Raw genomic sequence first — 25,091 nt, 5'->3', positions numbered from 1 at the left:
GTTGCCACAGACTTGCTCAGCGGGCACGCTAAAAATCACGTACAATAACGCTATTATTTGAATAAGGAATTGAATACATGCCACCATTTGTCTTGGTCGATGGCTCTTACTTTTTATTTCGTGCCTTTCACGCGCTGCCACCGTTAACCACGTCAACCGGTTTACATACCAATGCAATTCGTGGTGCAATTTCTGCCATTCAAAAACTGATGCGCCGTGTCCAGCCTACACATATGGCGGTGATTTTCGATACCCCTGAACCCACTTTTCGTCATGAACTGTCACCCATCTACAAGGGTGACCGCCCAAGCATGCCGAGCGAGCTTGCCGAGCAAATTCCCTACCTGCACGCATTAATCAAAGCCTTAGGAATTCCACTACATGCCCTGCCAGGCGCAGAAGCCGATGATATTATCGGCACACTGGCAAAACGTGCTGAAGCCATGGGTCATCAAGTACTGATCTCTACGGGCGATAAAGATATGGCCCAGCTGGTGACCGAAAAAGTAACCCTGGAAGACAGCTTTAAAGAAAAGCCACTCGATGTAAATGGTGTATTTGAAAAGTTTGGGGTCTGGCCAAATCAGATTATCGATTACCTGACCCTCATGGGCGATGCCTCAGACGGTATTATGGGCGTACCTGGCGTCGGTGCCAAAACCGCAGCCAAATTATTGAATGAATATGGCTCAATTGGTGGCATTCTGGAAAATGTCGACAAGATCAAAGGCAAAGTCGGACAAAATATCAAAGACAATGTTGAAGGCATTACGCTGGATCATCAGCTGGCCAGTATTGTGATCGATTTGGATTTGAGCTTTGGTTATGATGATTTAAAACTTGCTGAGCCAAATGTTGCCAAACTACGCGAACTCTATACCGAGCTTGAATTCCGTAACCAACTGCAATCTCTGGATCATCCAAACAATCCAAACAATAGCAATTACAAGCAGGCAGCTCAGTCGATTACAACCAAACCTGTAGCGCCAATAGAAGAAGATCATGCGTCATTGACCAGCAGCGATGATCAACTGGGACAGGCGACTTATCACACCGTGCTGAATCAGGCAGATTGGGATGCTTTATTTAATCGTTTAAATACTGCCAAACGTTTTGCTTTTGATACTGAAACGACTAGTCTGGATTATCGTATTGCTCAAATCGTGGGCTTCTCAGTGGCTTTTGATGCAGAGGATGCCTATTACGTACCGCTGGCACATGACTATGAGAATGCGCCTGAACAGTTAAATCGTGAAACCATCCTTGCGCAAATCAAACCCATTCTGGAAGACGACAATATTCAGAAAATTGGCCATCACCTGAAATATGATGCACATGTCCTAGAAAATCATGGAATCCAGCTGGCAGGCTGGTACTTCGATACCATGCTGGCGTCTTATGTGCTGAACTCAGTGGCAACCCGTCACGGCATGGATGACGTAGCACGTCTTTATTTAAGCCACCTGACCACAACCTTTGAACAGATTGCCGGTAAAGGTGCGAAACAGAAAACCTTTAATCAGATTGAGATCGAAACTGCAGCACACTATGCCGCAGAAGACGCCCATGTCACTTATCGTCTGTATGAAGTGCTGCATGAAAAACTGAAAGTGCATCCAGAGCTGCTCAACATTCTGCTAAATATTGAAATGCCGGTTGCACGTGTATTGACCAGCATGGAAGAAAATGGCATTCAGCTAGATCTGGCTTTCCTGGATCAGTTGGGCTGTGACTTTGCGGAGACCATGAAAAATCTGGAACAGCAGATTGAAGAAATGGCGGGTGAATCCTTTAATGTCAGCTCACCGAAACAGGTTGGTGAAATCCTGTTTGATAAGCTGGGGCTAAAAGGTGGCAAGAAAACCACAACAGGTCAGTACAGCACCAGCGAAAGCATTCTGGAAAAGCTTGAGCATCCAATTGCCGAGCTAATTCTGAACTACCGTGGTCTGTCCAAGCTGAAAAGTACTTATACTGATGGGCTCTGTAAACAGGCCAATAATAATACTCATCGTGTACATACCAGCTATCATCAGGCACTAACTGCAACCGGTCGTTTATCCTCAACCGACCCAAACCTGCAGAATATTCCAATTCGTGAAGAAATTGGCCGTCAGATCCGTAAAGCCTTCGTCGCGCCAGAGGGTCGTATTTTACTTGCAGCCGATTATTCCCAAATTGAATTACGTCTGATGGCACATTTGTCTCAGGATGATGCACTGGTGGATGCTTTTATTCACGGTCAGGACGTCCATCGTCGTACCGCGGCAGAAGTCCTCGGTATTGCCCTGGAAGATGTGACCAATGATCAACGTCGCCAAGCCAAAGCAGTAAACTTCGGTCTGCTTTACGGGATGTCCGAGTTTGGCTTGACTCGTCAGCTTGGTTTCACCCGCCAGGAATCACAGGAATACATCAAGCAATATTTCCAACGTTATCCGGGTATTTATGAATATATGCAGCGTACCCGTCAGGTTGCGCTGGAACAGGGCTTCGTGGAAACCATTCTTGGCCGCCGTTTGTATACTCCGGATATTGAAGCGCGCAATATGATGATACGTAAAGCTGCTGAACGTGCTGCAATCAATGCCCCACTGCAAGGTTCAGCTGCCGATATCATCAAGATGGCGATGATTGAAGTCGACAAGATGTTGCCAAAAGACCAGGCCAAAATGCTGCTGCAAGTCCACGATGAATTGGTATTTGAAGTTGATGAAGCGATTGCTGACGAACTGGCATCTAAGCTGGCTGAAGTAATGCAGTCTGTAGTGCAGATCTCTGTACCTTTACTGGTAGAAGTAGGCAAAGGCAAGAATTGGGATGAGGCGCACTAACGTGCTTTGAACCCCTCTTTCAGAGGAGTTTCAGGAGATTTATATTAGCCCTCCCCCCAGCCCTCTCCCCAAGGGAGAGGGAATTACACCTAATTTTAATTACTATGAATAATCTTATTAATTCCTTCTTCTTTTTTTAAGATAAAGAATACTATTACTTCTCAGAGATGAATTTGTAGGAAGTTGCTTCTCCTCTCAGGAGAGAGTATGGAAAGGTAAAACCTCTTTTGAAATTCATAACAAATAAAAAAAGGACGCTTAGGCGTCCTTTTTTATATTCTTAAATCTTAGAAACCAGTCAACAACACCATGGCCACTTCACGCATGATCAGATCAACCACCATCAGTGCCAGAATCGCCAGAATTGGAGACAGGTCGATCATCCCGATATTCGGCATGATACGACGGAATGGTGCCAATAATGGCTCTGCCAGTTCCTGAACCACTTCAATATAAGGTGAACGGGATTGAGTAAACATCACCACCCAACTCAAGATAATGGTCGCGAAAATCAGATAACGACAGAAACGGATCAGGTCCTGAATCATGGTCACAAAAGTCAGTATTAACAGATGAATTGGACCATTTGGCATACCACCAGAAAGATACATCATGCCAAAAATTTTCAGCAAATACAGCACCACCAATAATGCCAGCGCGGCAGTATTTACCCGACCCTTCGCCAGAGTTGGCAGAATACGACTAAACACATCTACAATCTTGGTGGCCTTTACAGTTGAAAGTACCACCGGATTGTAAGGACTCACCGAAGCCAACTGCATTAAAAAGCGGAAGAATACGAGCAAAATTGCGACGTTAATGATAATGCCAAAAATTAGCGCAGAATTTGCACCCATACCTGAAGGTTCCTAAATATTAAATTTGAAAATTTACTTACTGCTGTCGCTAAGCTCTTGAGCGAGCTCCTGACTGCGTTTTGCAGCAGCAGCCAGAGCTGCCTGAATGTTTTGAGAAATCTGGGCCTGATCAAAGACTTCTAGTGCAGCCTGAGTCGTGCCATTCGGTGAAGTCACATTTTTACGTAATTCAGCTGGTGTATTTGCACTGGTAATTGCCATTTGCGCTGCACCTAATGCAGTTTGCAAGGTCAATGCAGTTGCAACTTTCTCATCTAGCCCCAGGTTCACACCTGCACGGATCATGCTTTCCATCATATAGAAGAAATAAGCCGGACCTGAGCCAGAAACCGCCGTTACAGCATCAATTTGCGCTTCAGAGTTTACCCAAATTGTCAGGCCAGTTGAAGCTAAAACCTGACTCGCCAGCTCACGGTCTGCTGTACTCATGTCTGCATTGGCGAATAAACCATGCGCGCCAGTCTGTACTAATGCTGGTGTATTTGGCATCACACGAACAATACGATCGGTACCAAGTAAGCTAGACAAAGTCGCAATTTCAGCACCTGCTACAATGGAAATAACCAATTTACCGTCCAACAAACCTTGCAGCGGTTTAAGCACATCCGCTAGCACCTGTGGCTTCACCGCAAATACCACAATATCGGCATGTTTGATTGCAGCAATATTATCATCAGTAACATTCACTTCTTTTTCAGCAAGCAGTAGACGCACTTTTTCGACTGGATCAGAAACTGTAATACGGGTTGCCGGCAAACCACGTGCAATCAAGCCACCAATTAAGGCTTGAGCCATGTTACCACCACCAATGAAACTGATATTACAATTTAAAGCTGCACTCATTTTTAATGCTCGTCTTTGTGTTCTGAAATTGAAGAGACTGAAATTGGCTGCCACCCCTCCACCTCACAATAGGCAGATTCAGCCAACCAAAATCCTTTGGGCGTAAACACGCCTAGCATAACATCATCTATGCTTAATATTTGAATTGTATGCCGCATCCATGGAAATATTTGCGCATCCTGAATGGCTTTTTTCAGTGGCCAAGAACCGACACGTCCACATAAATGAATCTTTTCGCCACCTTGGCGCTGTGTCAGTTTCAAGTGCTGATTCAATAAATCCAATGATAAACCGATTGCCGCAGACTGAATCTGAAACTGTCCTGAAGGCAAATCAATACGATCCTGAAGTCTGAAAATCATCTGCTGTTCGCCAGAAAATGGCTGTTGACCTGCCAGATAAATTTCTTTACTGAGCTTATAGACCAGCTGCTGATAACGCACATAATAAAAACCTTGCCAATGCAAAGCCGCCTGGGCATCTGCACGTACATGAATGACTTCACGTTGCAAGCGCTGTACCATATCCAGTGTAGGCCGATACTGTCCTCCCCCTTTCATCCAGTTAGATAGCAGCTGGCGCTGGCGTGCTAAAGACAGTTCAGAAAATTTAGATAAGTCTAAAATATTATCTTGGATACAAACGTCTGTATCTTGTCGCAACACATCCTGCAAGATTTCCTGAGCATCCTGCATCAGATCCGTGGTTCGGGCTAAAGCTGCCTGCATTTTTGGGAAGCGCTCACTTAATAGCGGCCACAAAATCTGACGTGCCCAGGCACGATCATAATCATTATTCTGATTGCTCGGATCTTCAATATTCTGAATATTCAGGTCAGCGGCCCATTGGCAAATCTGCTCACGAGAAATATCCAAAAGTGGACGCCAGATGGTTAAATCTTCTCGTATATCTACCCGCTTCATGGCAGACAGACCATCGACTCCGGCCCCAGATAGTAAACGCAGCATCAGTGTTTCTGCCTGGTCCTGCTGATGATGCGCAAGAACTAGAATTTCATTGGGCTGTAGATGCTTCAGATAGGCCTGATAACGTGCTTCCCGGGCCTGATTTTCCAGATTACCTTGTGCCACAATAACTGGCTGGACAATACAGGGGATACTCAGCTTTTGGCATTCATGCTGAACAAATCTGCCCCATTCAGCGCTACCACTTTGCAGCTGATGATCGACATAAATCGCACGGATTTTTTCCGGGCACAAAAAAAACATCAGATGCAGTAACAGCATGGAATCCACGCCGCCACTGCATCCGATGAGAAATTTTGTTTCTGCAGGAAAGTCCTGCAGCTGTTTTAAGAAACCAGACCTAAATTGTCGCTGCCAAACTTCATTAAACGCTGGTAACGTGCTTCGCATCGTGCCTCGGCTTCCATCGGTTGCAGTTCATTCAGCGCTTCTTTCAGTACTGCTTTCAGGTCTTGCATTACCTGATCAGGATTTAAATGAGCGCCTTCACCTTCATCTACTACATATTCCACAATACCCATATGCTGCAATTTTTCCGCAGTCAGTGCCAGTGCTTCACTGGCTTGTTCAGCTTTGTCCGCAGTTTTCCACAGGATCGAGGCACAGCCTTCTGGTGAAATCACAGAATAGATACTATGAGATAGCATCACCACACGGTCTGCCACCCCAATCCCCAGTGCACCACCAGAACCACCTTCACCCAGTACAGTCGCAATCACAGGTACTTTCAGGTTAGACAACTGTGCCAGACTTGTAGCAATCGCTTCAGCCTGACCACGCTCTTCTGCGCCTACGCCTGGATAAGCGCCCATCGTGTCAATAAAGGTAAATACAGGCAGATTAAAACGCTCTGCCATATCGAGCAGGCGTTGTGCCTTACGGTAACCTTCAGGATTCGCCATCCCGAAGTTATGCTGTAATTTTTCACGGGTACTACGGCCACGGTGCTGGCCAACAATCATCACAGGCTGACCGTCAAAACGCGCCAGACCACCAATCATTGCACCATCATCACCATAGAGACGGTCACCATGTAAAGCATCAAATTCAGTGAATATTTCACCCACGTAGTCCAGGAATTGTGGACGTTCAGGATGACGTGCAATTTGCACGGTCTTCCATGCTTTTGATGGAGTCGCTTTATTTTTCATAGGTTAACCGTTTTCATCCCTATAAAGGTGTTAATCAACAAATTGTTCAGACTGAATTTCGAGATCAATTTCCCAATTCCTAAACTGCACCTGTTCATCATGCAGTTCAGCCACCAGTAAAGGCCATTGTCGGGCATCACCGGCTACGCTGAGTTGCCATTGTTGCGCATTCTTCACCTTCAGTTCAATGGCAGGAAGCATCTCATCGCTACGACTGTGATTGACCAAAACCGCCAGACGAAGCAGTAAACACAGGTACAAAAGTCGAGAACCACCGACTTTGTTGACATCTATCCTGGCATCAGCGCGCAATTTACGACGATGATGTGCGACCAAATGTGACAGATGATTCTGGTCGACTTGCGAGAAACCGGCAATGTCCGAGTGCTGTAACAAATAAGCCCCATGACGATGATAACCACTATGACTGATCGCCAGACCAATTTCATGCAGATAAGCTGCACGACGTAACAGATCACTGTCTTCGCTATTTAAAGCTAAAGGTTGTTTCACATCATCAAACAGTTTTTGCGCGGTTTTTACCACACGTTCTGCCTGTTTGGTATCGGCATTATAACGCCCCATCAAGGCATGCACAGAACGGTCACGGATATCCTCGTGCTGGAAACGCCCGAGCAGGTCATACATCACGCCTTCACGTAATGCCCCGTCAGAATAGGTCAGATAACCAATATTCAGAACATCAAAGACGGCATACAAAATGGCAATTCCTGCTGGCAACACCGCACGGCGGTCTTCTTTAAGGCCTTCAAACTCCATGTCCGTGACATGTGTATATTTGAGCAATTTATCTTTGATTTTTTCCAGGCCTTCACGCGTCAACTCCTCGCGCTCGTTACTCCAGCCCATATTGACGCAGATCTGGCGGCAGGCTTTGATGGTGCCACTCGAACCAACCACAGCATCCCAACCTGCTGCTTTATAGGTATTGGCAATACCGGAAATTTCTTTACGTGCTGCCGTGACGGCTTTATCAAAGGCCTTTTGATTAATATCGCCATCTTCAAAATAAGCTTTGGTAAAGGCAACACAACCCATCTGCACGGATTCGGTATGAATCGGTTCAAATTCTTCACCAATAATCAGTTCAGTTGAACCGCCACCAATATCTACTACCAGACGACGGCCACTATTGGCCATAGTATGTGATACACCTAAATAGATCAGGCGGGCTTCTTCTCGACCTGCAATAATTTCGATGGGTTTCGGTAAAATTTCTGCTGCCTTTTGAATAAATTCATGGCCATTTTTTGCCTGACGCAAGGCATTAGTCGCCACGATACGTAAACGGTTGGGCTGAACCGAACCCAAACGTCCCACAAAACGCGCCAGACAGGCTAGACCACGTTGCTGCGCAGCTTCTGTCAAATTCTTATTTTCGTCCAGGCCTGCTGCAAGCTGAACTTTTTCTGACATTGATGCCACTTTCTTGACTTCGCCGTGGTCCACTCGAGCAATGGCCAAATGAAAGCTGTTTGATCCCATATCGATGGCGGCAAGTAATTCTTCATCAATCAAAAAGTCAGACATTCCAGAAATAAACCTTTAACGAATTGTGCTTAGAGTAATTCACAACCATGCAATTTAAAAGCCATTTGTATCGACAATTTAATCCCTTTTAGTTTTTTCTTTCTATGTGACAATTGTGTTACACGATTATCTCTATCGTGATCATCCATTAGACAAATTGACAATATAGGTTGAAAATTTGCATATTCCCCTACATTGTTAAAGAAGGCTATGTAATACTAAGAATTATAGCCATCTTTAAAAAATTATTTTCTGGAGCATTCCATGTCTGGCAACATCGTAAATACTACTGACGCAAACTTCGAAGCAGACGTTCTTCAATCAGACGTTCCTGTATTGGTTGACTTCTGGGCTGGCTGGTGTGCGCCATGTAAAGCAATTGCTCCTGTACTGGAAGTACTTGCTGACGAATACCAAGGTAAAGTAAAAATCGTAAAAGTTGATGTGACTTCTTGCGAAGCCACAGCAGTGAACTATAGCATTCGTAACATCCCAGCTTTATTGATGTTCAAAAATGGTGAAGTGGTTGCGACTCAAGTTGGTGCAGCACCTAAATCTAAATTAACTGCCTTCATTGAAGAAAACATCTAATCAATGCTGTTTTAAAGATAAAAATACGTGATCAGATATCGCGTATTTTTTTCGCCTAGAATAAATTGACAAACGCCTGTTTCTCTCTTATATTGCTCATTCAAGAGATCAGGAATACTAAATCCTGTCAATTTCTTACAAGACACAATACATAAGATGCCGCTCGGCAATAGAAATTGTTTTTTCACATTTCTCTTTGAAACAATCAAACAAACCTCTGAATTGTTCTTGTGCAAATTCAATTGCTGTCGTTTGAATGCTTGTATGCGGCCGAATGTTACTCCCTTTCTAACCTGTACCTCAGAACTTTGATTCTATCCGACCACCTATGAATTTAACCGAACTCAAGAAAAAACCGATTGGCGAACTCATCAAGATTGCCGAGTTTATGGGCCTAGAAGGCATGGCCCGTAACCGCAAGCAAGACATTATTTTTGCCATCTTAAAGCGCCATGCGATGAATGGTGAAGAGATTTTTGGTGATGGCGTTTTGGAAATTCTGTCAGATGGTTTTGGCTTCTTACGCTCTGCGGCAGGCTCTTATCTGGCAGGTCCCGATGACATCTATGTCAGCCCTTCCCAGATCCGTCGTTTTAACCTTCGTACAGGCGATACTATTACTGGTACCATTCGCCCACCGAAAGAAGGTGAACGTTATTTTGCACTTCTAAAAGTGAACCAGATTAACTACGACACACCTGAGAACTCTCGCAACAAGATTCTGTTTGAAAACTTAACCCCATTATTCCCAACTGAGCAATTGGTCATGGAATTGGGTAATGGTACCACTGAAGATTTGACAGCTCGTGTAGTCGATCTGGTTGCCCCAATCGGTAAAGGTCAGCGTTCTATTATCGTTGCACCCCCGAAAGCCGGTAAAACCATGTTGCTGCAAAACATTGCACAGTCAATTGTTCGTAACAACCCTGAATGTTTCCTGATTGTACTGCTGATTGACGAACGTCCTGAAGAAGTAACGGAAATGGAACGTACGGTTCGTGGTGAAGTTATCGCTTCAACCTTTGATGAATCTCCGGCGCGTCACGTACAAGTGGCTGAAATGGTAATTGAAAAAGCCAAACGTCTGGTTGAACATAAAAAAGACGTAGTGATTCTGCTTGACTCAATTACCCGTCTGGCACGTGCGTACAATACTGTAATTCCTTCATCTGGTAAGGTATTGACAGGGGGTGTGGATGCACATGCACTTGAACGTCCAAAACGTTTCTTCGGTGCGGCTCGTAATATCGAAGAAGGCGGTTCACTGACCATTATTTCTACTGCATTGATTGAAACCGGCAGTAAAATGGATGAAGTGATCTACGAAGAATTCAAAGGTACAGGTAACCAGGAAATCACGCTTGATCGTCGCATTGCTGAGAAACGTGTATTCCCTGCAATGAACATCAAGAAATCGGGTACCCGTCGTGAAGAACGTCTGATGTCAGAAGATAATCTGCGTAAAGTCTGGATTCTGCGTAAGCTTTTGCATACCCAGGACGAACTGGCGGCAATGGAATTCCTGCTTGATCGCATGAAAGAAACCAAGACCAATGATGACTTCTTCGATCAGATGAAGCGCAAGGCATCTAACTAAGTCCTCAAAAATTATAGAAAGGTCATCTAAAACGATGACCTTTTTTATTTGGGTTGACATTGATTACACAAAGAAACAAAGTCTATGATGATTTGTAAACTTATTTGCAAGTTTATGATTAATAAAATAATGGTAAGAAAAATTGTATAAGTTTTAGAGGTTTAAATCGCCTTTACCCCATATAAGTCTTTCCTTTAATTGTTATTTTCTGTTAAAAAAACCATGAATTTCATGCGTTTTTTGCACTTTTTTGAACTTGCCCTGTAGCAATTAAAAATGCGCAGTGATAGCATATTTGCAGACCAGTTAGACTGCTCCTGCGTTGTTAGTACCTAACAAAATTAGGAATAATAAAAGCACATAACAGGCTAACGTCGGTTTTTTTTAATCTCAATTTTTAGAGAGTGATGCCATGTTATTCAAAAAAATCGCTATTGCTGCTGCAGTTGCTACTACTTTAGCTTTCGTTGGTTGTGCTAAAAAAACTGAAGATGCTGCTGCTGACGCTAACCAAGCTGCATCTGAAGCTGTAGAAGCTGCATCTGAAGCTGAAGCTGCTGCTGACGCTGCTGCTGTAGAAGCTACTTCTGAAGTTGCTGCTTCTGACGCTGCTGCTGTTGCTGAAGCTGACGCTGCTGCTGCAGTTGCTACTGACGCTGCTGCTGACGCTACTGCTGCTTCTGAAGCTGCTGCTCAATAATCTAACGATTATTCAGTACGAAAAAGAGAGCCATTGGCTCTCTTTTTTTATGCCTATAAAAATCGAAATTTCTACCGGCAATCTCTATCAAGAAAAAAAGCAGATCAATTGACCTGCTCAGTTCCCACACGCTGACGGAACTTCTGCCCCGCACGGAAGGTTACGACCCGGCGTGCAGAAATCGGAATTTCTTCACCAGTCTTCGGATTACGGCCTGGACGTTGACGCTTGTCACGCAACTCAAAATTACCGAAACCTGATAGTTTGACTTGCTCACCCGAGATTAGCGCCTGGCTAATCTCATCAAAGAACAATTCGACCATTTGTTTTGCTTCACGACGGTTTAAACTCGTGAGCTCACTTAAATGATCAGCCATCTCTGCTTTAGTTAGTGCTGTCATGAAGCCCTCAATGTCGCTTGATAAGTGTTTTCTAACACTTGCAGGATATTATCCATGCCTGATTTAATTTCAGCATCTTCCAGGGTGCGGGTTGGATGCTGCCAGAGAAGAGCAAATGCTAGAGAACGCTTGCCTTCTTCTACCCCTTGTCCAGTGTACACATCGAACAACCAGTTTGACTCCAGGAGCTCACCACCAGTCTTTTCGATAAGTCTCTGAATTTCGCTAACATTAATCTTATCACTAATTAAAAGCGCAATATCACGTCGAACCGACGGAAAACGTGATAATTCTGTAAAATTAGATACATAAGTTTGCAAAACGGCTTTTTGATCGAGTTCAGCGACCCAAGTGGTTGCTAAATCCAGCTCATCTTCAAGTGATGGATGTAAACGACCTAAATAACCAATCGACTGACCATTAACCATAATTTCAGCAGATTGACCAGGATGCAACCATGCACGCTCTGAACGAACATATTCAACATTCAGACGAGCTGCTGCCAGAATTTCTTCCACATCACCTTTAAAGTCAAAGAAATCCATTGGCTGTGGCTTACCATGCCATGATTCATTGATACGTGAACCAGTCGCAATCAGGGCGAAAGTTGGAATCTGTTTCAGGTCATGAATCGATGCAGCATCCTGATAATCAAAACGCAGACCCAGCTCAAAGAAACGTACGCGGTTTTGCTGACGATTGACGTTATATTGCACACATGGAATCAAACTTGATAACAGGGTTGAACGCATTACCGCTAAATCACTTGAAATCGGGTTTGCCAATGCTAATGGATTTACTGCAGGGTTGAGCTGTTTTTCCAGTTTCAAGTCAGCAAAGCTAAAACTGATCGCTTCTTGATAACCCAAAGTCACCGCAGTCTGACGAAGCTGAGCCACTTCGAACTGATCCTGGTATTTTGCAAGTTTGACATCAATCACAGGCAAACTGATTTGAATATTGTCATAACCATGAATACGTGCAACTTCTTCGATCAAGTCCTGGTAGATTGCCATATCATAACGGTGTGACGGTGGTACCACAGACCATTGACCTTCTGCTTTCACAGTCACTTCACAGCCCAAACGCATTAACGCATCGGTAATGAAGTCTGATTCAACTTTATAACCCAGAAGTTGATCTACTTGTGCCTGTTCAAGTTCAATTGCTTCACGTCTAGGCAATACTGCTGGATTTTCTGCAACTGTAATTGGACCAAACTCACCGCCTGCAAGTTCAGCAATCAGCTGAGACGCACGGTGCATTGCCATCACTGGCAATTCAAAGTCCACACCACGCTCATAACGCTGAGAAGCATCCGTATGTAAACCGAAGCTACGCGCACGACCTGCAATGTGTAAAGATGCAAAGAATGCAGACTCCAGGAAGATCTCAGTGGTTGCATCCGTTACCGATGAAGACAGACCACCCATGATGCCCGCAATCGCCAATGCTTTTTCATCATCTGCAATCACCATCACTTTTTCGTTCAGTTCAACTTCCTGTTCATTTAACAGCACCAGCTTTTCCCCGGCTGTTGCTTGACGAACGTGAACTGCACCTTGAACCTTGCCACCATCAAATGCGTGCAACGGTTGACCCAGCTCGATCAATACATAGTTGGTAATGTCGACCAAAATGCTGTGCTGACGGATACCCGAACGAGCAAGCGCACGTTCCATCCATTCAGGGGTTGGCGCTTTGGTGTTGACGTTTTTGATCAAACGACCTAAGTAACGTGGACAGCCTTCAGTCGACACCACCACTTTCTTTTCATCAGCAATGGTTGCAGCCACTTCTTGAATTTCTGGCGCAGTCACTGGCAATTGGTTAATCACACCAATTTCACGTGCAATACCACGAATGCTGAAACAGTCACCACGGTTTGGTGTGATGCTGATGTCAATCACGTTGTCATCTAAGTCTAAATATTCACGAATATTCACGCCTACAGGTGCATCGTTTGGTAATTCTAAAAGACCATCAATTTTGTCTTCTAGATCAATTTCCGATGCGCCGCAGAGCATGCCTTGGGACTCAATACCACGAAGTTTGCCCTTCTTGATTTTGAAATCGCCCGGCAAAACCGCGCCAATCGTTGCCACTGGTGCTTTCATGCCTGCACGTACGTTTGGCGCACCACACACGATTTGGAGTGGTTCACCTGAACCGATATTCACGGTAGTTACACGTAAACGGTCTGCATTCGGGTGCTGTTCAACAGTCAGAACTTCACCTACAACAACACCTGTAAATGGTTTTGCTGCTGGAGATAAGTCATCAACTTCTAGACCAAGCATGGTCAGTTGATCAGAAAGTTTCTCGCTGTCGATGGCTGGGTTAACCCATGTGCGTAGCCAATTTTCGCTAATTTTCATTGATATAAAACCTGTAATTCAAATCTCTAGAATCCCCCTCTAACTCCCCCTTTAAGAAAGGCGGAGAACCCCAACTGATTTCGTGGAGTCCCTCTCCTTTTTTAAAGGAGAGGTTAGGAGAGGATTTAATAAAAAGTTTTAAGCAAACTGGCGTAAGAAACGCACATCGTTTTGGTAGAACATACGCAAGTCATTAATGCCATAACGCAACATTGCAAAACGCTCTACCCCTAGACCAAATGCAAAGCCTTTGTATTTGTCAGGATCAATACCAGCAGAACGCAATACATTCGGATGCACCATACCGCAACCCAGAACTTCCAACCATTTGCCACGCTCATCCATAATATCCACTTCTGCACTTGGCTCTGTAAATGGGAAATAAGATGGACGGAAACGTACTTTCAGATCTTTTTCAAAGAATTCATTCAGCAAGTTGACCAGCAAACCTTTCAGTTCAGCGAAGCTGGTGTTTTCAGCAACGTATAAACCTTCAATCTGATGGAACATTGGTGAGTGGGTTTGATCCGAGTCACAACGGTATACACGACCTGGACACACAATACGGATTGGTGGTTGTTGCGTTTCCATAGTACGGATCTGCACACCAGAGGTATGCGTACGCAGCAAATGGTTTACATCAAAATAGAACGTGTCGTGCATGGCACGTGCAGGGTGATGGCCTGGAATATTTAAGGCTTCAAAGTTGTGATAGTCATCTTCAACTTCCGGGCCAGTTGCCACTGTAAAACCTGCTTTGGTAAAGAACTGGCAGATACGTTCCTGCACTTGGGTCACTGGGTGGATACTGCCCACCTGCTGGCCACGACCGGGTAATGTAATATCAATAGTTTCGCTGGCAAGCTTTTGCTCCAGCGCAGCTTTATGCAGTTCTGCCTGACGTGCTGTCAGTGCAGCTGTAATCGCTTCACGCACAGCATGGATTTTTGCACCGAATTCTTTACGTTGTTCCGGATCCATTTTACCCAGCGACTTAGATTGTTCCGCGAGCTGGCTTTTTTTCCCCGTAAATTGCACTCGTACTTGATCAAGTGCAGCAAGGTCTTGAGCTGCTGCAATCGCAGCGAGCGCTTCAGTGGTCAGGGCTTCCAGTGACATAGTAACTCTCAAAGCAACAGGTTAGAAATATTTTTAAAAAACCCCGTATTCTAACAGTTTTTAGGCACGTTGATGAAGATGGCATGTAATGAAAATTAGATTGGCAGATGCAAAAATAAAAAGTATAAAATAAACATGATATCAATTAGATCAAATCATTATGGCAATCGATCAAATTTGGAAACAGCAACTTACTTTAGTAACTTATGGAAATGAGTACCTGTCTCAGGACTTAAGTTTCAATCGCTGGCTTCAGCATTCCATCTTTAATCAGCATCAATTTGCCTTTCGTGATCTGATTTCACAGCATCTTTTAGCGCAGCATTTTCAGGTATGGCTGGAAGGTTTGAAAAAACAGGGCGTACAACGTCTGAGTCTGCACCGCTCTACCCTGCTTGAAGATGAACAGAATCCCAATGTAAATGTAGAACTGCTGCCATTTGAATATTTCATTGTCAGCCATGAAGCCCAGAAAAAAAATGCCTGGATTATTGGTAAGGAATTACCCGAATGGTATACGGCAGATAATGACTATGAAGCGCCTGCTATGCAGCGATCCTCTCTACGTCATGAAACTTTCTGGCAATATGAACTCAACAGCAAACTGGCCAAACGTGTACTTGCAGACCTGGAACAACCAAACTGGGATGATATTCAGGCCTTTATGGATCATGAATTATTTGATACCAGATTTACGCAAGGTCTTGTTCAACCTGCTCAGCTTGGACAACCTTATTATGGTGTGTCTTCTACTGCAGATACCAGCACTACTTATCGACTGGCGTTATTACCAACCGATTATGCAGCTGACTTTGCCCATGACATGCTGTACCGTCTGGATGCGCTGGAAGAACTGATTGAAGCTAAAATCCAGCATCCTTATCATGAAAATGGTGAAGTGCTAACACCAGATCAACAGCTTGATCTACGTCATTTTTCGCAAAAAATTGATGATCTGAAAGCAAAGTTTATTGTTAAAATCGCGAATCACTACAAGACTGCAAAACTGAGTCCGAAAATCAGCGCTGATCCATTTGCAGGAATGACTACCGACGAGCATGTGACCAAACCCTCTAAAGCACACAAACCTCATGATGCTGCCAAATCCAATTCAGGCAATGTGATTACCCTGATTATTATTACGGTAATTATCTGTTTGATTGGTTATTATTTTGGACTTTAATGCTGTGCCAGAAAAGCGTCAATTTCTCGGGGCGATCTTAATCTGATCCAGTGGATATGCTGATATTCAGGCGCATGCATCAACTTTAAATAATGCTGACGATTTTTCTGGTGGGTTTTAATCATCCACCAGATGATGGAATCACGACTCAACATCTGGCTGAAACTTTCTGTATTATTCGAGTTTGGCCAAAGCGGTTGTTTGCTAATTGCCCGCTGTATGGCTCTTTTTATGGAACGATATAGATTGAGATGGAACGGTAAATCAATCCAGATCACACTGTCGATCTCAGCCCATTTGACGGGAATACTGCGAGTATAATTACCATCAATCACATAGCCATCTTTGGCCTGATCGATGGCTGCTTGAATTTTATCAAAGAACTCTCGATCCACAGTTTCCTGCCAGTTATCCAGCCAGAATAAATTATCCAGCTCGATATAACTGAAGCCTAATTTTGCCGCTAAAGCACGAGCAAAAGTAGATTTTCCCGAGGCAGAGGTACCGACCACATTTATTCTACGAAAATCTCGTACTTCATCTTTCTCATTCATTAGCACTAAGTCATTTGTCATATTTTAAATAGCTTATACTTTTTCATCAGACAAAAAAAAGACCGCTAAAAGCGATCTTTTTTCTAAGTCATAAAGACTTATGCAGCCAATGCATCTTTAGCTTTAGAAGCTAGAGCTGCAAACGCAACTGCGTCATGCATAGCAATGTCAGCAAGTACGCGACGGTCGATAATCACTTGAGCTTTTTTCAAGCCAGCGATCATACGGCTGTACGACAAACCATTTTGACGAGCACCAGCGTTGATACGCGCAATCCATAGAGCACGGAATTGACGTTTCTTCTGACGACGGTCACGGTAAGCATATTGACCAGCTTTGATTACCGCCTGGAACGCTACGCGGTAAACGCGTGAACGAGCACCATAGTAACCTTTAGCGCGAGCAAGAATTTTTTTGTGACGGCGATGAGCCTGTACACCACGTTTTACACGAGCCATTTATAATCTCCTTAGATGTACGGGCACATACGACGAACTGAAGCAACGTCACTTACGTGAACCATTACACAGCCGCGCAATTGACGAATACGCTTAGCAGATTTTTTGGTCAAAATGTGGCGTTTGAACGCTTGTTTACGCTTAAAACCGTTAGCAGTCGCTTTGAAGCGTTTAGCTGCACCACGGCGAGTTTTCATCTTAGGCATAACAACCTCTTTTGAACACCTGTTCGGCACGTCTGCACCATTGCAAAGACGCCCTGCAGGTAAGGGAGCCGATATTCTAAAGCATCTTTGTTTAAAACAAAAGCAGTATTAAAAGTAAAAAGATAGATGACAGGCACTTAATCCTTTTTCCCATAAATATTGCGCGATGAAATATCAAGCTGACTAATCCAAGCTTTTTATAATCCACGAATCTTTCTCACAAAAAACTTCTGACTCCTGCAGCAATACATGTATAGCTTGGCTTCATTATGATTTTTTAATTATCACCTTCAATATTTATAAGGCAGAAAAATAAATTATTTTGAATGAGATACTTGCCAGTATTGCCAATTCAGGAAATACTGCGCTTCAAAATTGAACATCCTCTTTGCTTGATTCAAGACCGAAACTTATGAAACGTATTCTGTGTATGACCCTGTTGTTGAGCTTCCCTTTTGCAGCAAGCTATAGCGCATCAACAAAAAAAGCACCGCAATTGCCCACACAGACCATTGATGTGCAGCCAACACATTTGACGACACGCATTGAGTGGAGCAAGTTTCCCAAACCAAAATATAGCAATGAAGATTTAAAAGGTCAGGACCGTTCTGCGGTGGTACGTATCTATGCCAACGAGCAGGGGCATATCAAACAGGCTGTCATTCAGGACAGTACCGGTTACCAGCAGCTGGATCAGCTACTACTTAATGCCGTGAAATCTGCTGAAGTTAGACCACATATTGATAATAAAACAGCACTACCGATCATTGGCTATCAGGTGTTTAACCTGAAACTGATTGACCAGGATCAGGAATTTTGCGAATACAGTTTCAACTCTAAAAATTGGCAAGCACAACAGGAGCAGCAAAAAACTAAATTCCAGTATCTAAACCAACCTGAGCTAAACGTTGATACAGATTTACTGAATGAAAACGACCGAACAGTAGAGTTTCAGATCAAAGCCAATCGCAAAGGCGAGATTAAAAAGGTCAAGATCAGAAAAGGCTCAGGCATTTATCAACTCGATCAGCAAGTAGCAAATGCATTGAAAGATACCCAGATCATTACTAAACGCCGCGCAAGTACCCTATGGTTGTATAAACCATCCAGCTTTAAGGATGAAATTCAGTTTAAACTGAATGAATGCAAATAAACCAAAAGAGGCTTCAAACCTCTTTTTTAAATCATGCTATAAGCCATGTAAATAAACAGATAACGTCCGATTTTCGCAATACTCACGATCAGTAAGAATCGAGCAAAGTTTTCCTTAAGCAATCCTGCAATTAAGGTAATTGGATCACCAATCATGGGCACCCAACTCAGCAACAAGGACCAATAACCGTATTTCTGGTAGCTCCTTTGTGCTTTTTGCATCTGCTGTTCAGACACTGGAAACCACTTCCGGTCTTTATACTGCTCAATTCTTAGACCTAAATACCAATTCACGCAAGAGCCGAGAATATTCCCAATACTGGCAACGGCGATCAAAGTAAATGCTGAATAGCTACTATTGACCAGTAATCCTAACAATACCGCTTCTGACTGCAAAGGCAATAAAGTTGCCGCGCCAAAGGCAGACAGAAACAGAATCAGTAATACCATCTAAGTGATCCGACTATTTAGCGTGTCAGTCTTAACTGTCTTTTAGCTTTCAGATATTCCATATTTGACCAGAAAAGAGCGAGTATGATTGCAAAGATACGAGACCATTTATATTTGGTTGCCAAGGGCAAAATTGCCTCAGCCAATATATTCTGATCCTTGGTATTCAGCTCATTAATAACCAGCTGAATATGCACAATCTCAGCCACAAACAAAGCTAAACAGGCAGCCAGACCAAAGATAATGCTCCAGTAAATTCGAGAATTAGTTTCCACAATTCGAGTGAAGTTCAGGAAAAATGCTTTCATGCTGATATCCAATAAAAAACCACCTGAATCGGTGGTTTTAATAACTTTTGTACATCTTAACATAACAATCGCAGATTAACTGACCTGAATCGCTAATGCTTTTTGCACCGCAGGACGTGCCTGCATACGCTCAATATAACGGCTTACTTCCGGATAATCCGCTAAATCAATACCTTGCCATTCATAACGAAGTAACCAGGGGAAAATCGCCATATCGGCAATTGAATATTCGCCAGCGACATAGTCCTGACCGACCAGCTGTTTGTCCAGTACACCGTACAAGCGCTTGGTCTCATTCACATAGCGCTCTGTTGCATAAGGAATCCGCTCTGGAGCAAAACGGCTAAAGTGATGGTTCTGTCCCAGCATCGGGCCTAGCCCACCCATTTGCCACATCAACCATTGTTCCACCTGAATCCGCTTAATCTCATCGGTCGGATAAAACAGTCCGGTTTTACGTCCCAAATACTGCAAGATGGCACCCGATTCAAAGATCGAAATCGACCGATGATCTGGTCCATCCTGATCGACAATAGCTGGAATTTTATTGTTCGGTGAGATTGCCAGAAAGTCTGGCTGAAACTGGTCATTTTCCAGAATATTGACTGGAAGGATCTGATAAGATAGCCCCATTTCTTCTAATGCGATTGTAATCTTATGACCGTTGGGTGTACCCCAGTAATATAAATCAATCATTCGTGCCTATACTCCATACACCTTTATTATGGTGTTCCAACAAAATAATGGATCTGGTCAAAAACAACAAGCAATGCTTAATAAAATAATTTTTAATTTAATTTCAATAAATTAATTAATTTTTAAAAAAATTTCACTTAAATTTCTTGAAAATTTTCGGTCTGAACACATATTTATTTCTGCATAAGGATGGTCTATCCATCTTTTGCCCTGTCGATGATCATCATGACAGCGGTGTTTTCTTATTTTTAAAACTTTGCTGACCTCAGGAGGTTCTAATAATGAGTAATATCAATCTTCATCCATTATTCCGCCGCAGCATTGGCTTTGATCGCCTCAATGATTTCATTGATTATGCCATGCAAAGCGATGCGCCAAATTATCCACCATACAATATCGAAAAACATGGTGAAAACCGTTACCGAATTGTCGTAGCCACCGCCGGTTTTAACCAGGAAGAATTGAGTATTTCTCTTGAAAATCGCTTGCTGACAATTTCTGGAAAACCTGAAGCTGTTCAGATTGAAGGTACTGAGTATCTACATAAAGGTATAGCCCGTCGTGCCTTCAAACTATCACTGCGTTTAGACGAACACATTGAAGTACAGCAGGCAGATTATGCTAACGGTCTACTCGTGATTGACCTGCAGCGTGTAATTCCGGAAGAAAAATTGCCAAGACAAATTCCGATTGGCAAAAAGTTATTGCTGGAAAATCCGGAAGAAGTCACTGAAAAAACCGTCAATGCGGAATAAGCATATATAAAATGTTCTAAAAAGGCCCTTCGGGGCCTTTTTTGTTTTTAAGCCAATCTGGATTGTGAAGTTAATAACAGAATTTTTAACTGCTGAACGCTATGAATCAGGTAATGTGGCTGATGGGCCACCAATACAGATTCACTATTAAAACCCCAAGTTACCGCAGCGACAGCAATTCTATTCCGATGAGCTGATTCTATATCAATGATCTGGTCACCAATATAGATGACCTGTTCTGGATGCAATTTGGATTGCTGCACAATTTTTCTAATCTGTTTGGCTTTGCTTTGACATCCTCACCCACCTAAAGGAGGGTGATTCCTACTGCTAGACGCTCATGCCCGAGCGCAAGAATGTTTAGAGCTGAGTTTTTATCTCTATCGTTATCTACTACATATAAATAATAATATACAAAGTAAACAAAGAATGATTTACTATTAATAATATACATTGTAGAATTTATATCTAAACATATATACATAGTAGATTCTACTTAATGAAAGTGCAGAAAATACGAATTAATAATCAAACAGAAGACTTTTGGATTGTCATTGGTGATGATCACTTAGCTATACCATCAATTGATCTTTATTTAAGGTATTTAAGTTCTGTTAGAAAATCTCCAAACACTATTCGTTCTTACGCTTATCATCTTAAAGAATTTTGGTTATTTCTATCTTTAAAGAACTATAGTTGGAATCAGATTGGTTTAATTGAGCTATCAGAGTTCATCAACTTTCTAAAACTAGGAACTATAGATGCAAGTAATATTATTCCTTTTTCTTCAAGTGTTTCTCTGCGTTCAGAAAAAACAATAAATACAATAATTACTGCGATTACAGCTTTCTATGATTATCACTCAAAACTAGATAGCACTCTTGTTTTAAATGATAAGAGATCAACTAAATCTAATAGTAAAAATTACAAACCGTTTCTACATCATATTAGTAAAGCAAGCTCCACAAAACATAGCATTCTTAAAATTAAAGAGCCTAAACGAATACCTAAAACATTAACATTTGAACAAGTGCAAAAAATCCTAGATTCATGTTCTAACCGCAGAGATAAGTTGATTGTAGCCCTACTCTATGAAACAGGTATGCGTATAGGCGAGTGTCTTGGTTTAAGGCATGAAGATATTAAAAGTTGGGATAGCGAGATTCATATAGTTCATCGTAATAACAATACAAATAACGCAAGAGCAAAAAGCCAAGAAACTAGGGTTATTGACGTTAGTGATGAACTCATAAGACGCTACACTGATTATGTAGTACATGATTTTGACGATATTGATTCTGATTATGTTTTTGTGAATATATGGGGCGAAAATAAAGGGCATCCGTTAAGTTACAGCACTATTTACACTAAATTCAGTCGCTTATCCAAAGCCCTAAAACTTCCATTCAGCCCTCATATTTTTAGACATACACATGCCACAGAGTTACTGAGAAGTGGTTGGGATGCTTCATACGTTCAAAAGCGTTTAGGGCATAAAGATATTCAAACCACGATTAATATTTACGCTCATTTGAATGATCAAGACCTAAAAGTGGCATTCCAAAACTTTCAAAAAGGTAAATTAAAATGAATACGAATTATGCTGAAAAAGTATTTACCGATAATGGGTCTACAACTAAATCTATAAACGTAAAACAGCAAGCAATAGAAGCCATTGATAGAATAATTAATGGGAATCCTATTGTTATTAGTAAGAAAGGAAAATTAATATTCAAAAATATTGCCAAAGAAGCGAGAGTTTCACCTACTGAGTTACATAGGGATTTTAGGGATGTGATGCTTTATGTCAGCTCATTAAAAGACTCAAAGAATGAAAGTATAACCATTCATGCTAGTCTTGTTAGAAAACGCTGTATGGAGGCAATAGAGCGTTTTAAAACAGGAGAAACAAGGAATGTTAATAAAAACGCTAAAGTAACTGTAGCATCTGTAGCTAAAGAAGCAGATGTTTCTGATTCGTACTTGTATGCATATTTCCCTGACATTCTTAACAAAATAAATGAGCTTCAAGGTGAATATGCTAGGTATGGTAATAAAGAAAAGCACGATAAGCTATTAAAAGCTTTAACCATATTGTTGTCTAAAAATGAGGTAATTACTGTAAAAAAAGTCTGTAGGGAAGCAGGGTTTTCTGAAACCTTTGACATGATGGTTAGGAAAAGTTATCCAGACGCTCATAATCAGATATTGATTGAAATTGAAAAGCAAAAAACTTCAAGGCACACCCAAGATCGCTTGATACTTTTGGAAGCCTTAGAAAGACTTAAAAATGGAAATCCAAAGAATACACCACCTATTCCTAATGGTGGATATATCAGTGTAAGAAAATTAATGAACGAATCAGGAATTGGTGAAGGTGTTATTAAAAAGAATCATCCTGATATTTATCAAGAGTGTCTGAAAAAAATTACTATAAAAACCGAAGATGTTTGGTTGGTTAAAAGTGATTTTGATGCTGTATCTAAAGGAGATACAGAAACACATAAACTGAACTTTAGCAACATTCACTTTGATTGGTTAATAAGTTCGGCTAAGGCATTTATTAAGGCTGTATTTTCAACTAGATCAAAAAGCACATTAAAGACAAATATTGATGCTATTACATTTTTCAGCAGAGCACTTTACTCTATAAACCCTGAATGCGAAGCGCATGAAGTTACTAGATCAGAAATGCAAAAAGTCTTTTTTGAATGGTCTAAATCTGAATTAAAATCTTCAACGATTAAAAGAAGATTAGCATCTTTAAGACAGTATTTTGAATGGTGTGAGGATACAAATTTTATTAAATTTGGGGCAACTAAACTAATTAGGGATACGGATTATCCAAGCCTGCCTAAATCAATACCAAAATTCATTCCCGAAAATGTAATGAGTCAATTAAATCAGCATATTGATAAATTAAATCCTGATGTGATGAGGTTTTTTCTTGTACTACAAGAGGTTGGGATGAGAATTAGTGAGTGCTGTAGTTTAATGTTTAATTGTATTTCTCCTGATGAAAATGGGGATTACTTTCTTAAATATTATCAATTTAAAATGAAAAAAGATCATATCGTTCCAATTTCAGCAGAGTTAGTTTCCGTAATCAGGGAACAACAAAAAGCTATGATTGCAGAGTTTGGTCAAGCTCCTGTTTTACTATTTACAACCCCCAAATTTCAGGAAAATGGCATTCCTTATCCAAGAGCAGGAAAAGCATGGAGCAAAGGAACTCTAATTAAAAATCTAAACGCACTTGCAGTTGAAAATAATATAAATGATGCGAGTGGAAAGGTTATTCGTTTTGGGTTTCATCAATTTAGGCACACCGTAGCAACTCGAATGATTAACAATGGAGTTCCGCAACATATTGTCCAAAAATATTTAGGTCATGAAACCCCTGTGATGACTAGCACCTATGCTCATATTTTAGATGAAACATTAAAAAAAGAGTTCAAGAAATTTAACAGCACAATGATTGATATAAACGGTAAAAAGTTTAATGATCAAGATATTATTAATGATTTAACAATGGGAACAGATGCAAATAATATTGATGCTCAATGGCTTAAAAAAAACATAGCAATGCAAACTTTACCAAATGGACTTTGCTCACTACCCGTTGTTCAGGGCGGTTGCCCACATGCTAATGCCTGTCTGACATGCTCAAACTTTAGAACAGATCACACCTTTTTACCTCAACACAAAGAGCAACTACAAAGAACCGAAGTGATTATTGAAACGTGTAAAAAGAACGGTTGGGTTCGCCAACTGGAAATGAATGAAAATATCAAAGAATCTTTAGTGAAAATTATTGCACCCTTAGAGAGTAATTAATATGAGCCATGATAGAAACACTCAAGGTTTAAAGGAAAATGCCTTAAAGAAGAAGAATGAAGCTATTAAGCGCACAGAGTTAGCAATAAAACAAATGCTAAAGGAAAAAGCCACTATTAATTTCAAAACTGTAGCAGAAAAAGCAAACGTATCGACAGCTTGGCTTTATAGAGAGGAATCTATTGCTAATCAAATTAAGAAGCATAGGGTTGAGAGTAAGAGTAAATGTGCAAATACAAGCACATTGAAAAACACTTCCGAATCATCAAAGGACGCATTGATTGCTGCTTTAAAAGCAAGGGTTAAGGAATTAGAAATTGATAATTTAGAGCAAAAAAAGACAATCGAGATGCTATATGGAAAGCTTCATGATTCTACATAGTAAGTATGTAAACAAAGTGGAATCCTTTGTTATGAAAGGATTCCAAGTGTTATTTGTATCTATGTGTTTAGATAGCGATAG

The 25,091-nt window shown here is 41.8% G+C and carries 25 protein-coding genes and 1 pseudogene; 10 read left to right on the top strand and 16 right to left on the bottom strand.

Features of this window, described 5'->3' with window-relative positions; genetic code table 11:
- Positions 1-77 precede the first annotated feature (77 nt).
- The gene (gene polA / locus ACTJIX_RS13580; protein WP_440611528.1) at positions 78-2,834 is read left to right on the top strand and encodes a DNA polymerase I; all 2,757 of its coding nucleotides are present in this window, start codon (positions 78-80) and stop codon (positions 2,832-2,834) included.
- 287 nt (positions 2,835-3,121) lie between these two features.
- Here polA and ACTJIX_RS13575 read toward each other — a convergent pair whose 3' ends face one another.
- From ACTJIX_RS13575 to ppx, 5 genes are read right to left on the bottom strand one after another with little or no spacing between them, the layout of a single operon-like run.
- Positions 3,122-3,691, bottom strand: a complete 570-nt coding sequence (locus tag ACTJIX_RS13575) for a YggT family protein (protein WP_004889875.1) — start codon at positions 3,689-3,691, stop codon at positions 3,122-3,124.
- 33 nt (positions 3,692-3,724) lie between these two features.
- Complete coding sequence (gene proC / locus ACTJIX_RS13570) at positions 3,725-4,555, bottom strand: pyrroline-5-carboxylate reductase (protein ID WP_004889878.1); 831 nt, start codon at positions 4,553-4,555, stop codon at positions 3,725-3,727.
- A gap of 2 nt (positions 4,556-4,557) precedes the next feature.
- Positions 4,558-5,931, bottom strand: coding sequence for a tRNA lysidine(34) synthetase TilS (gene tilS, locus ACTJIX_RS13565; protein ID WP_081399006.1), 1,374 nt, complete (start codon positions 5,929-5,931; stop codon positions 4,558-4,560).
- Positions 5,868-6,692 (bottom strand): acetyl-CoA carboxylase carboxyltransferase subunit alpha, encoded by an 825-nt coding sequence (locus ACTJIX_RS13560; protein ID WP_004812992.1) that lies wholly within the window; start codon positions 6,690-6,692, stop codon positions 5,868-5,870. The genes tilS and ACTJIX_RS13560 overlap by 64 nt, the downstream gene beginning before the upstream one ends.
- Before the next feature lie 30 nt (positions 6,693-6,722).
- Positions 6,723-8,243, bottom strand: a complete 1,521-nt coding sequence (ppx, locus tag ACTJIX_RS13555) for an exopolyphosphatase (RefSeq protein WP_440611527.1) — start codon at positions 8,241-8,243, stop codon at positions 6,723-6,725.
- A gap of 264 nt (positions 8,244-8,507) precedes the next feature.
- Here ppx and trxA point away from each other — a divergent pair, with 264 nt between their 5' ends.
- The 3 genes from trxA to ACTJIX_RS13540 all read left to right on the top strand — a co-directional run bounded on the left by trxA (position 8,508) and on the right by ACTJIX_RS13540 (position 11,131).
- Positions 8,508-8,834, top strand: coding sequence for a thioredoxin (gene trxA / locus ACTJIX_RS13550; RefSeq protein WP_004812997.1), 327 nt, complete (start codon positions 8,508-8,510; stop codon positions 8,832-8,834).
- Between the two features lie 328 nt (positions 8,835-9,162).
- Entirely contained in the window at positions 9,163-10,431 is a 1,269-nt protein-coding gene (rho, locus tag ACTJIX_RS13545) for a transcription termination factor Rho (RefSeq protein WP_004812998.1), read from the top strand.
- A 412-nt stretch (positions 10,432-10,843) separates the two neighbouring features.
- The gene (locus ACTJIX_RS13540) at positions 10,844-11,131 is read left to right on the top strand and encodes a hypothetical protein (RefSeq protein ID WP_004813000.1); all 288 of its coding nucleotides are present in this window, start codon (positions 10,844-10,846) and stop codon (positions 11,129-11,131) included.
- A gap of 104 nt (positions 11,132-11,235) precedes the next feature.
- Here the strand turns inward: ACTJIX_RS13540 and ACTJIX_RS13535 are convergent, their stop codons facing one another.
- The 3 genes from ACTJIX_RS13535 to pheS all read right to left on the bottom strand — a co-directional run bounded on the left by ACTJIX_RS13535 (position 11,236) and on the right by pheS (position 15,029).
- Positions 11,236-11,532, bottom strand: coding sequence for an integration host factor subunit alpha (locus tag ACTJIX_RS13535; protein ID WP_004813003.1), 297 nt, complete (start codon positions 11,530-11,532; stop codon positions 11,236-11,238).
- Positions 11,529-13,910: a phenylalanine--tRNA ligase subunit beta gene (pheT, locus tag ACTJIX_RS13530; RefSeq protein WP_004889885.1), complete on the bottom strand. Its 2,382-nt coding sequence runs from the start codon at positions 13,908-13,910 to the stop codon at positions 11,529-11,531. Before pheT ends, ACTJIX_RS13535 begins: the two co-directional genes overlap by 4 nt.
- A 138-nt stretch (positions 13,911-14,048) precedes the next feature.
- The gene (gene pheS, locus ACTJIX_RS13525; RefSeq protein WP_004813006.1) at positions 14,049-15,029 is read right to left on the bottom strand and encodes a phenylalanine--tRNA ligase subunit alpha; all 981 of its coding nucleotides are present in this window, start codon (positions 15,027-15,029) and stop codon (positions 14,049-14,051) included.
- Between the two features lie 160 nt (positions 15,030-15,189).
- Here pheS and ACTJIX_RS13520 point away from each other — a divergent pair, with 160 nt between their 5' ends.
- The gene (locus ACTJIX_RS13520; RefSeq protein WP_004889886.1) at positions 15,190-16,212 is read left to right on the top strand and encodes a hypothetical protein; all 1,023 of its coding nucleotides are present in this window, start codon (positions 15,190-15,192) and stop codon (positions 16,210-16,212) included.
- Here the strand turns inward: ACTJIX_RS13520 and ACTJIX_RS13515 are convergent.
- From ACTJIX_RS13515 to rpmI, 3 genes are all read right to left on the bottom strand, one after another.
- Positions 16,209-16,787, bottom strand: coding sequence for a hypothetical protein (locus tag ACTJIX_RS13515; protein WP_004889890.1), 579 nt, complete (start codon positions 16,785-16,787; stop codon positions 16,209-16,211). The genes ACTJIX_RS13520 and ACTJIX_RS13515 overlap by 4 nt on opposite strands.
- 77 nt (positions 16,788-16,864) lie before the next feature.
- Complete coding sequence (rplT, locus tag ACTJIX_RS13510; RefSeq protein ID WP_004647525.1) at positions 16,865-17,224, bottom strand: 50S ribosomal protein L20; 360 nt, start codon at positions 17,222-17,224, stop codon at positions 16,865-16,867.
- 11 nt (positions 17,225-17,235) lie between these two features.
- Complete coding sequence (gene rpmI, locus ACTJIX_RS13505) at positions 17,236-17,430, bottom strand: 50S ribosomal protein L35 (RefSeq protein WP_004278281.1); 195 nt, start codon at positions 17,428-17,430, stop codon at positions 17,236-17,238.
- Positions 17,431-17,842: 412 nt separating this feature from the next.
- Here rpmI and ACTJIX_RS13500 point away from each other — a divergent pair, with 412 nt between their 5' ends.
- Positions 17,843-18,583 carry a TonB family protein gene (locus tag ACTJIX_RS13500; protein WP_004889893.1) on the top strand — a complete coding sequence of 247 codons (741 nt, stop codon included), beginning with the start codon at positions 17,843-17,845 and terminating at the stop codon, positions 18,581-18,583.
- Between the two features lie 26 nt (positions 18,584-18,609).
- Here ACTJIX_RS13500 and ACTJIX_RS13495 read toward each other — a convergent pair whose 3' ends face one another.
- The 3 genes from ACTJIX_RS13495 to ACTJIX_RS13485 form a co-directional block, all read right to left on the bottom strand.
- Complete coding sequence (locus tag ACTJIX_RS13495; protein ID WP_004889899.1) at positions 18,610-19,032, bottom strand: YqaA family protein; 423 nt, start codon at positions 19,030-19,032, stop codon at positions 18,610-18,612.
- Between the two features lie 17 nt (positions 19,033-19,049).
- Positions 19,050-19,340 carry a hypothetical protein gene (locus ACTJIX_RS13490; protein ID WP_004889900.1) on the bottom strand — a complete coding sequence of 97 codons (291 nt, stop codon included), beginning with the start codon at positions 19,338-19,340 and terminating at the stop codon, positions 19,050-19,052.
- A gap of 75 nt (positions 19,341-19,415) precedes the next feature.
- A complete protein-coding gene (locus tag ACTJIX_RS13485; RefSeq protein WP_004889903.1) occupies positions 19,416-20,036 on the bottom strand; it encodes a glutathione S-transferase family protein in 621 nt (206 codons plus the stop codon).
- A 281-nt stretch (positions 20,037-20,317) separates the two neighbouring features.
- Between ACTJIX_RS13485 and ACTJIX_RS13480 the strand changes: the two genes are divergently transcribed.
- Complete coding sequence (locus tag ACTJIX_RS13480) at positions 20,318-20,791, top strand: Hsp20 family protein (protein WP_004889904.1); 474 nt, start codon at positions 20,318-20,320, stop codon at positions 20,789-20,791.
- Positions 20,792-20,838: 47 nt separating this feature from the next.
- Here ACTJIX_RS13480 and ACTJIX_RS13475 read toward each other — a convergent pair whose 3' ends face one another.
- Together ACTJIX_RS13475 and ACTJIX_RS13470 are read right to left on the bottom strand one after the other, a co-directional pair.
- Positions 20,839-21,066 (bottom strand): HAD family hydrolase, encoded by a 228-nt coding sequence (locus ACTJIX_RS13475; protein ID WP_081400747.1) that lies wholly within the window; start codon positions 21,064-21,066, stop codon positions 20,839-20,841.
- Between the two features lie 32 nt (positions 21,067-21,098).
- Positions 21,099-21,179, bottom strand: a pseudogene (locus ACTJIX_RS13470) (RNA-guided endonuclease TnpB family protein); the annotation flags it as partial.
- Between the two features lie 111 nt (positions 21,180-21,290).
- On the opposite strand from ACTJIX_RS13470, the gene ACTJIX_RS13465 reads away from it, so the two are divergent.
- The 3 genes from ACTJIX_RS13465 to ACTJIX_RS13455 are packed head-to-tail and all read left to right on the top strand — an operon-like array spanning position 21,291 to position 25,010.
- Complete coding sequence (locus tag ACTJIX_RS13465) at positions 21,291-22,382, top strand: tyrosine-type recombinase/integrase (protein ID WP_111861098.1); 1,092 nt, start codon at positions 21,291-21,293, stop codon at positions 22,380-22,382.
- Complete coding sequence (locus ACTJIX_RS13460; RefSeq protein WP_416664883.1) at positions 22,379-24,628, top strand: tyrosine-type recombinase/integrase; 2,250 nt, start codon at positions 22,379-22,381, stop codon at positions 24,626-24,628. The genes ACTJIX_RS13465 and ACTJIX_RS13460 overlap by 4 nt, the downstream gene beginning before the upstream one ends.
- A gap of 1 nt (position 24,629) precedes the next feature.
- Entirely contained in the window at positions 24,630-25,010 is a 381-nt protein-coding gene (locus tag ACTJIX_RS13455) for a DUF6262 family protein (RefSeq protein ID WP_440611082.1), read from the top strand.
- Positions 25,011-25,091 lie beyond the last annotated feature (81 nt).

The sequence above is a fragment of the Acinetobacter sp. 22323 genome (assembly GCF_052044895.1).
GTDB classification, from domain to species: domain Bacteria; phylum Pseudomonadota; class Gammaproteobacteria; order Pseudomonadales; family Moraxellaceae; genus Acinetobacter; species Acinetobacter schindleri.
The sequence above is the reverse complement of the archived record's forward strand: the minus strand, read 5'-3'. Positions and strand labels throughout refer to the sequence as shown.

Bases quoted from the DNA above. Each gene is read 5' to 3' on its own strand.
- ACTJIX_RS13515 (WP_004889890.1), bottom strand. From the start codon at position 16,787: ATGACAAATGACTTAGTGCTAATGAATGAGAAAGATGAAGTACGAGAT.
- ACTJIX_RS13575 (WP_004889875.1), bottom strand. From the start codon at position 3,691: ATGGGTGCAAATTCTGCGCTAATTTTTGGCATTATCATTAACGTCGCA.
- pheS (WP_004813006.1), bottom strand. From the start codon at position 15,029: ATGTCACTGGAAGCCCTGACCACTGAAGCGCTCGCTGCGATTGCAGCA.
- ACTJIX_RS13480 (WP_004889904.1), top strand. From the start codon at position 20,318: ATGAGTAATATCAATCTTCATCCATTATTCCGCCGCAGCATTGGCTTT.
- ACTJIX_RS13540 (WP_004813000.1), top strand. From the start codon at position 10,844: ATGTTATTCAAAAAAATCGCTATTGCTGCTGCAGTTGCTACTACTTTA.
- pheT (WP_004889885.1), bottom strand. From the start codon at position 13,910: ATGAAAATTAGCGAAAATTGGCTACGCACATGGGTTAACCCAGCCATC.
- tilS (WP_081399006.1), bottom strand. From the start codon at position 5,931: ATGCGAAGCACGTTACCAGCGTTTAATGAAGTTTGGCAGCGACAATTT.
- trxA (WP_004812997.1), top strand. From the start codon at position 8,508: ATGTCTGGCAACATCGTAAATACTACTGACGCAAACTTCGAAGCAGAC.
- proC (WP_004889878.1), bottom strand. From the start codon at position 4,555: ATGAGTGCAGCTTTAAATTGTAATATCAGTTTCATTGGTGGTGGTAAC.
- polA (WP_440611528.1), top strand. From the start codon at position 78: ATGCCACCATTTGTCTTGGTCGATGGCTCTTACTTTTTATTTCGTGCC.
- ACTJIX_RS13455 (WP_440611082.1), top strand. From the start codon at position 24,630: ATGAGCCATGATAGAAACACTCAAGGTTTAAAGGAAAATGCCTTAAAG.
- ACTJIX_RS13495 (WP_004889899.1), bottom strand. From the start codon at position 19,032: ATGGTATTACTGATTCTGTTTCTGTCTGCCTTTGGCGCGGCAACTTTA.
- ACTJIX_RS13465 (WP_111861098.1), top strand. From the start codon at position 21,291: ATGAAAGTGCAGAAAATACGAATTAATAATCAAACAGAAGACTTTTGG.
- ACTJIX_RS13520 (WP_004889886.1), top strand. From the start codon at position 15,190: ATGGCAATCGATCAAATTTGGAAACAGCAACTTACTTTAGTAACTTAT.
- ACTJIX_RS13490 (WP_004889900.1), bottom strand. From the start codon at position 19,340: ATGAAAGCATTTTTCCTGAACTTCACTCGAATTGTGGAAACTAATTCT.
- ACTJIX_RS13535 (WP_004813003.1), bottom strand. From the start codon at position 11,532: ATGACAGCACTAACTAAAGCAGAGATGGCTGATCATTTAAGTGAGCTC.
- ppx (WP_440611527.1), bottom strand. From the start codon at position 8,243: ATGTCTGACTTTTTGATTGATGAAGAATTACTTGCCGCCATCGATATG.
- ACTJIX_RS13560 (WP_004812992.1), bottom strand. From the start codon at position 6,692: ATGAAAAATAAAGCGACTCCATCAAAAGCATGGAAGACCGTGCAAATT.
- ACTJIX_RS13485 (WP_004889903.1), bottom strand. From the start codon at position 20,036: ATGATTGATTTATATTACTGGGGTACACCCAACGGTCATAAGATTACA.
- rpmI (WP_004278281.1), bottom strand. From the start codon at position 17,430: ATGCCTAAGATGAAAACTCGCCGTGGTGCAGCTAAACGCTTCAAAGCG.
- ACTJIX_RS13460 (WP_416664883.1), top strand. From the start codon at position 22,379: ATGAATACGAATTATGCTGAAAAAGTATTTACCGATAATGGGTCTACA.
- rho (WP_004812998.1), top strand. From the start codon at position 9,163: ATGAATTTAACCGAACTCAAGAAAAAACCGATTGGCGAACTCATCAAG.
- rplT (WP_004647525.1), bottom strand. From the start codon at position 17,224: ATGGCTCGTGTAAAACGTGGTGTACAGGCTCATCGCCGTCACAAAAAA.
- ACTJIX_RS13500 (WP_004889893.1), top strand. From the start codon at position 17,843: ATGAAACGTATTCTGTGTATGACCCTGTTGTTGAGCTTCCCTTTTGCA.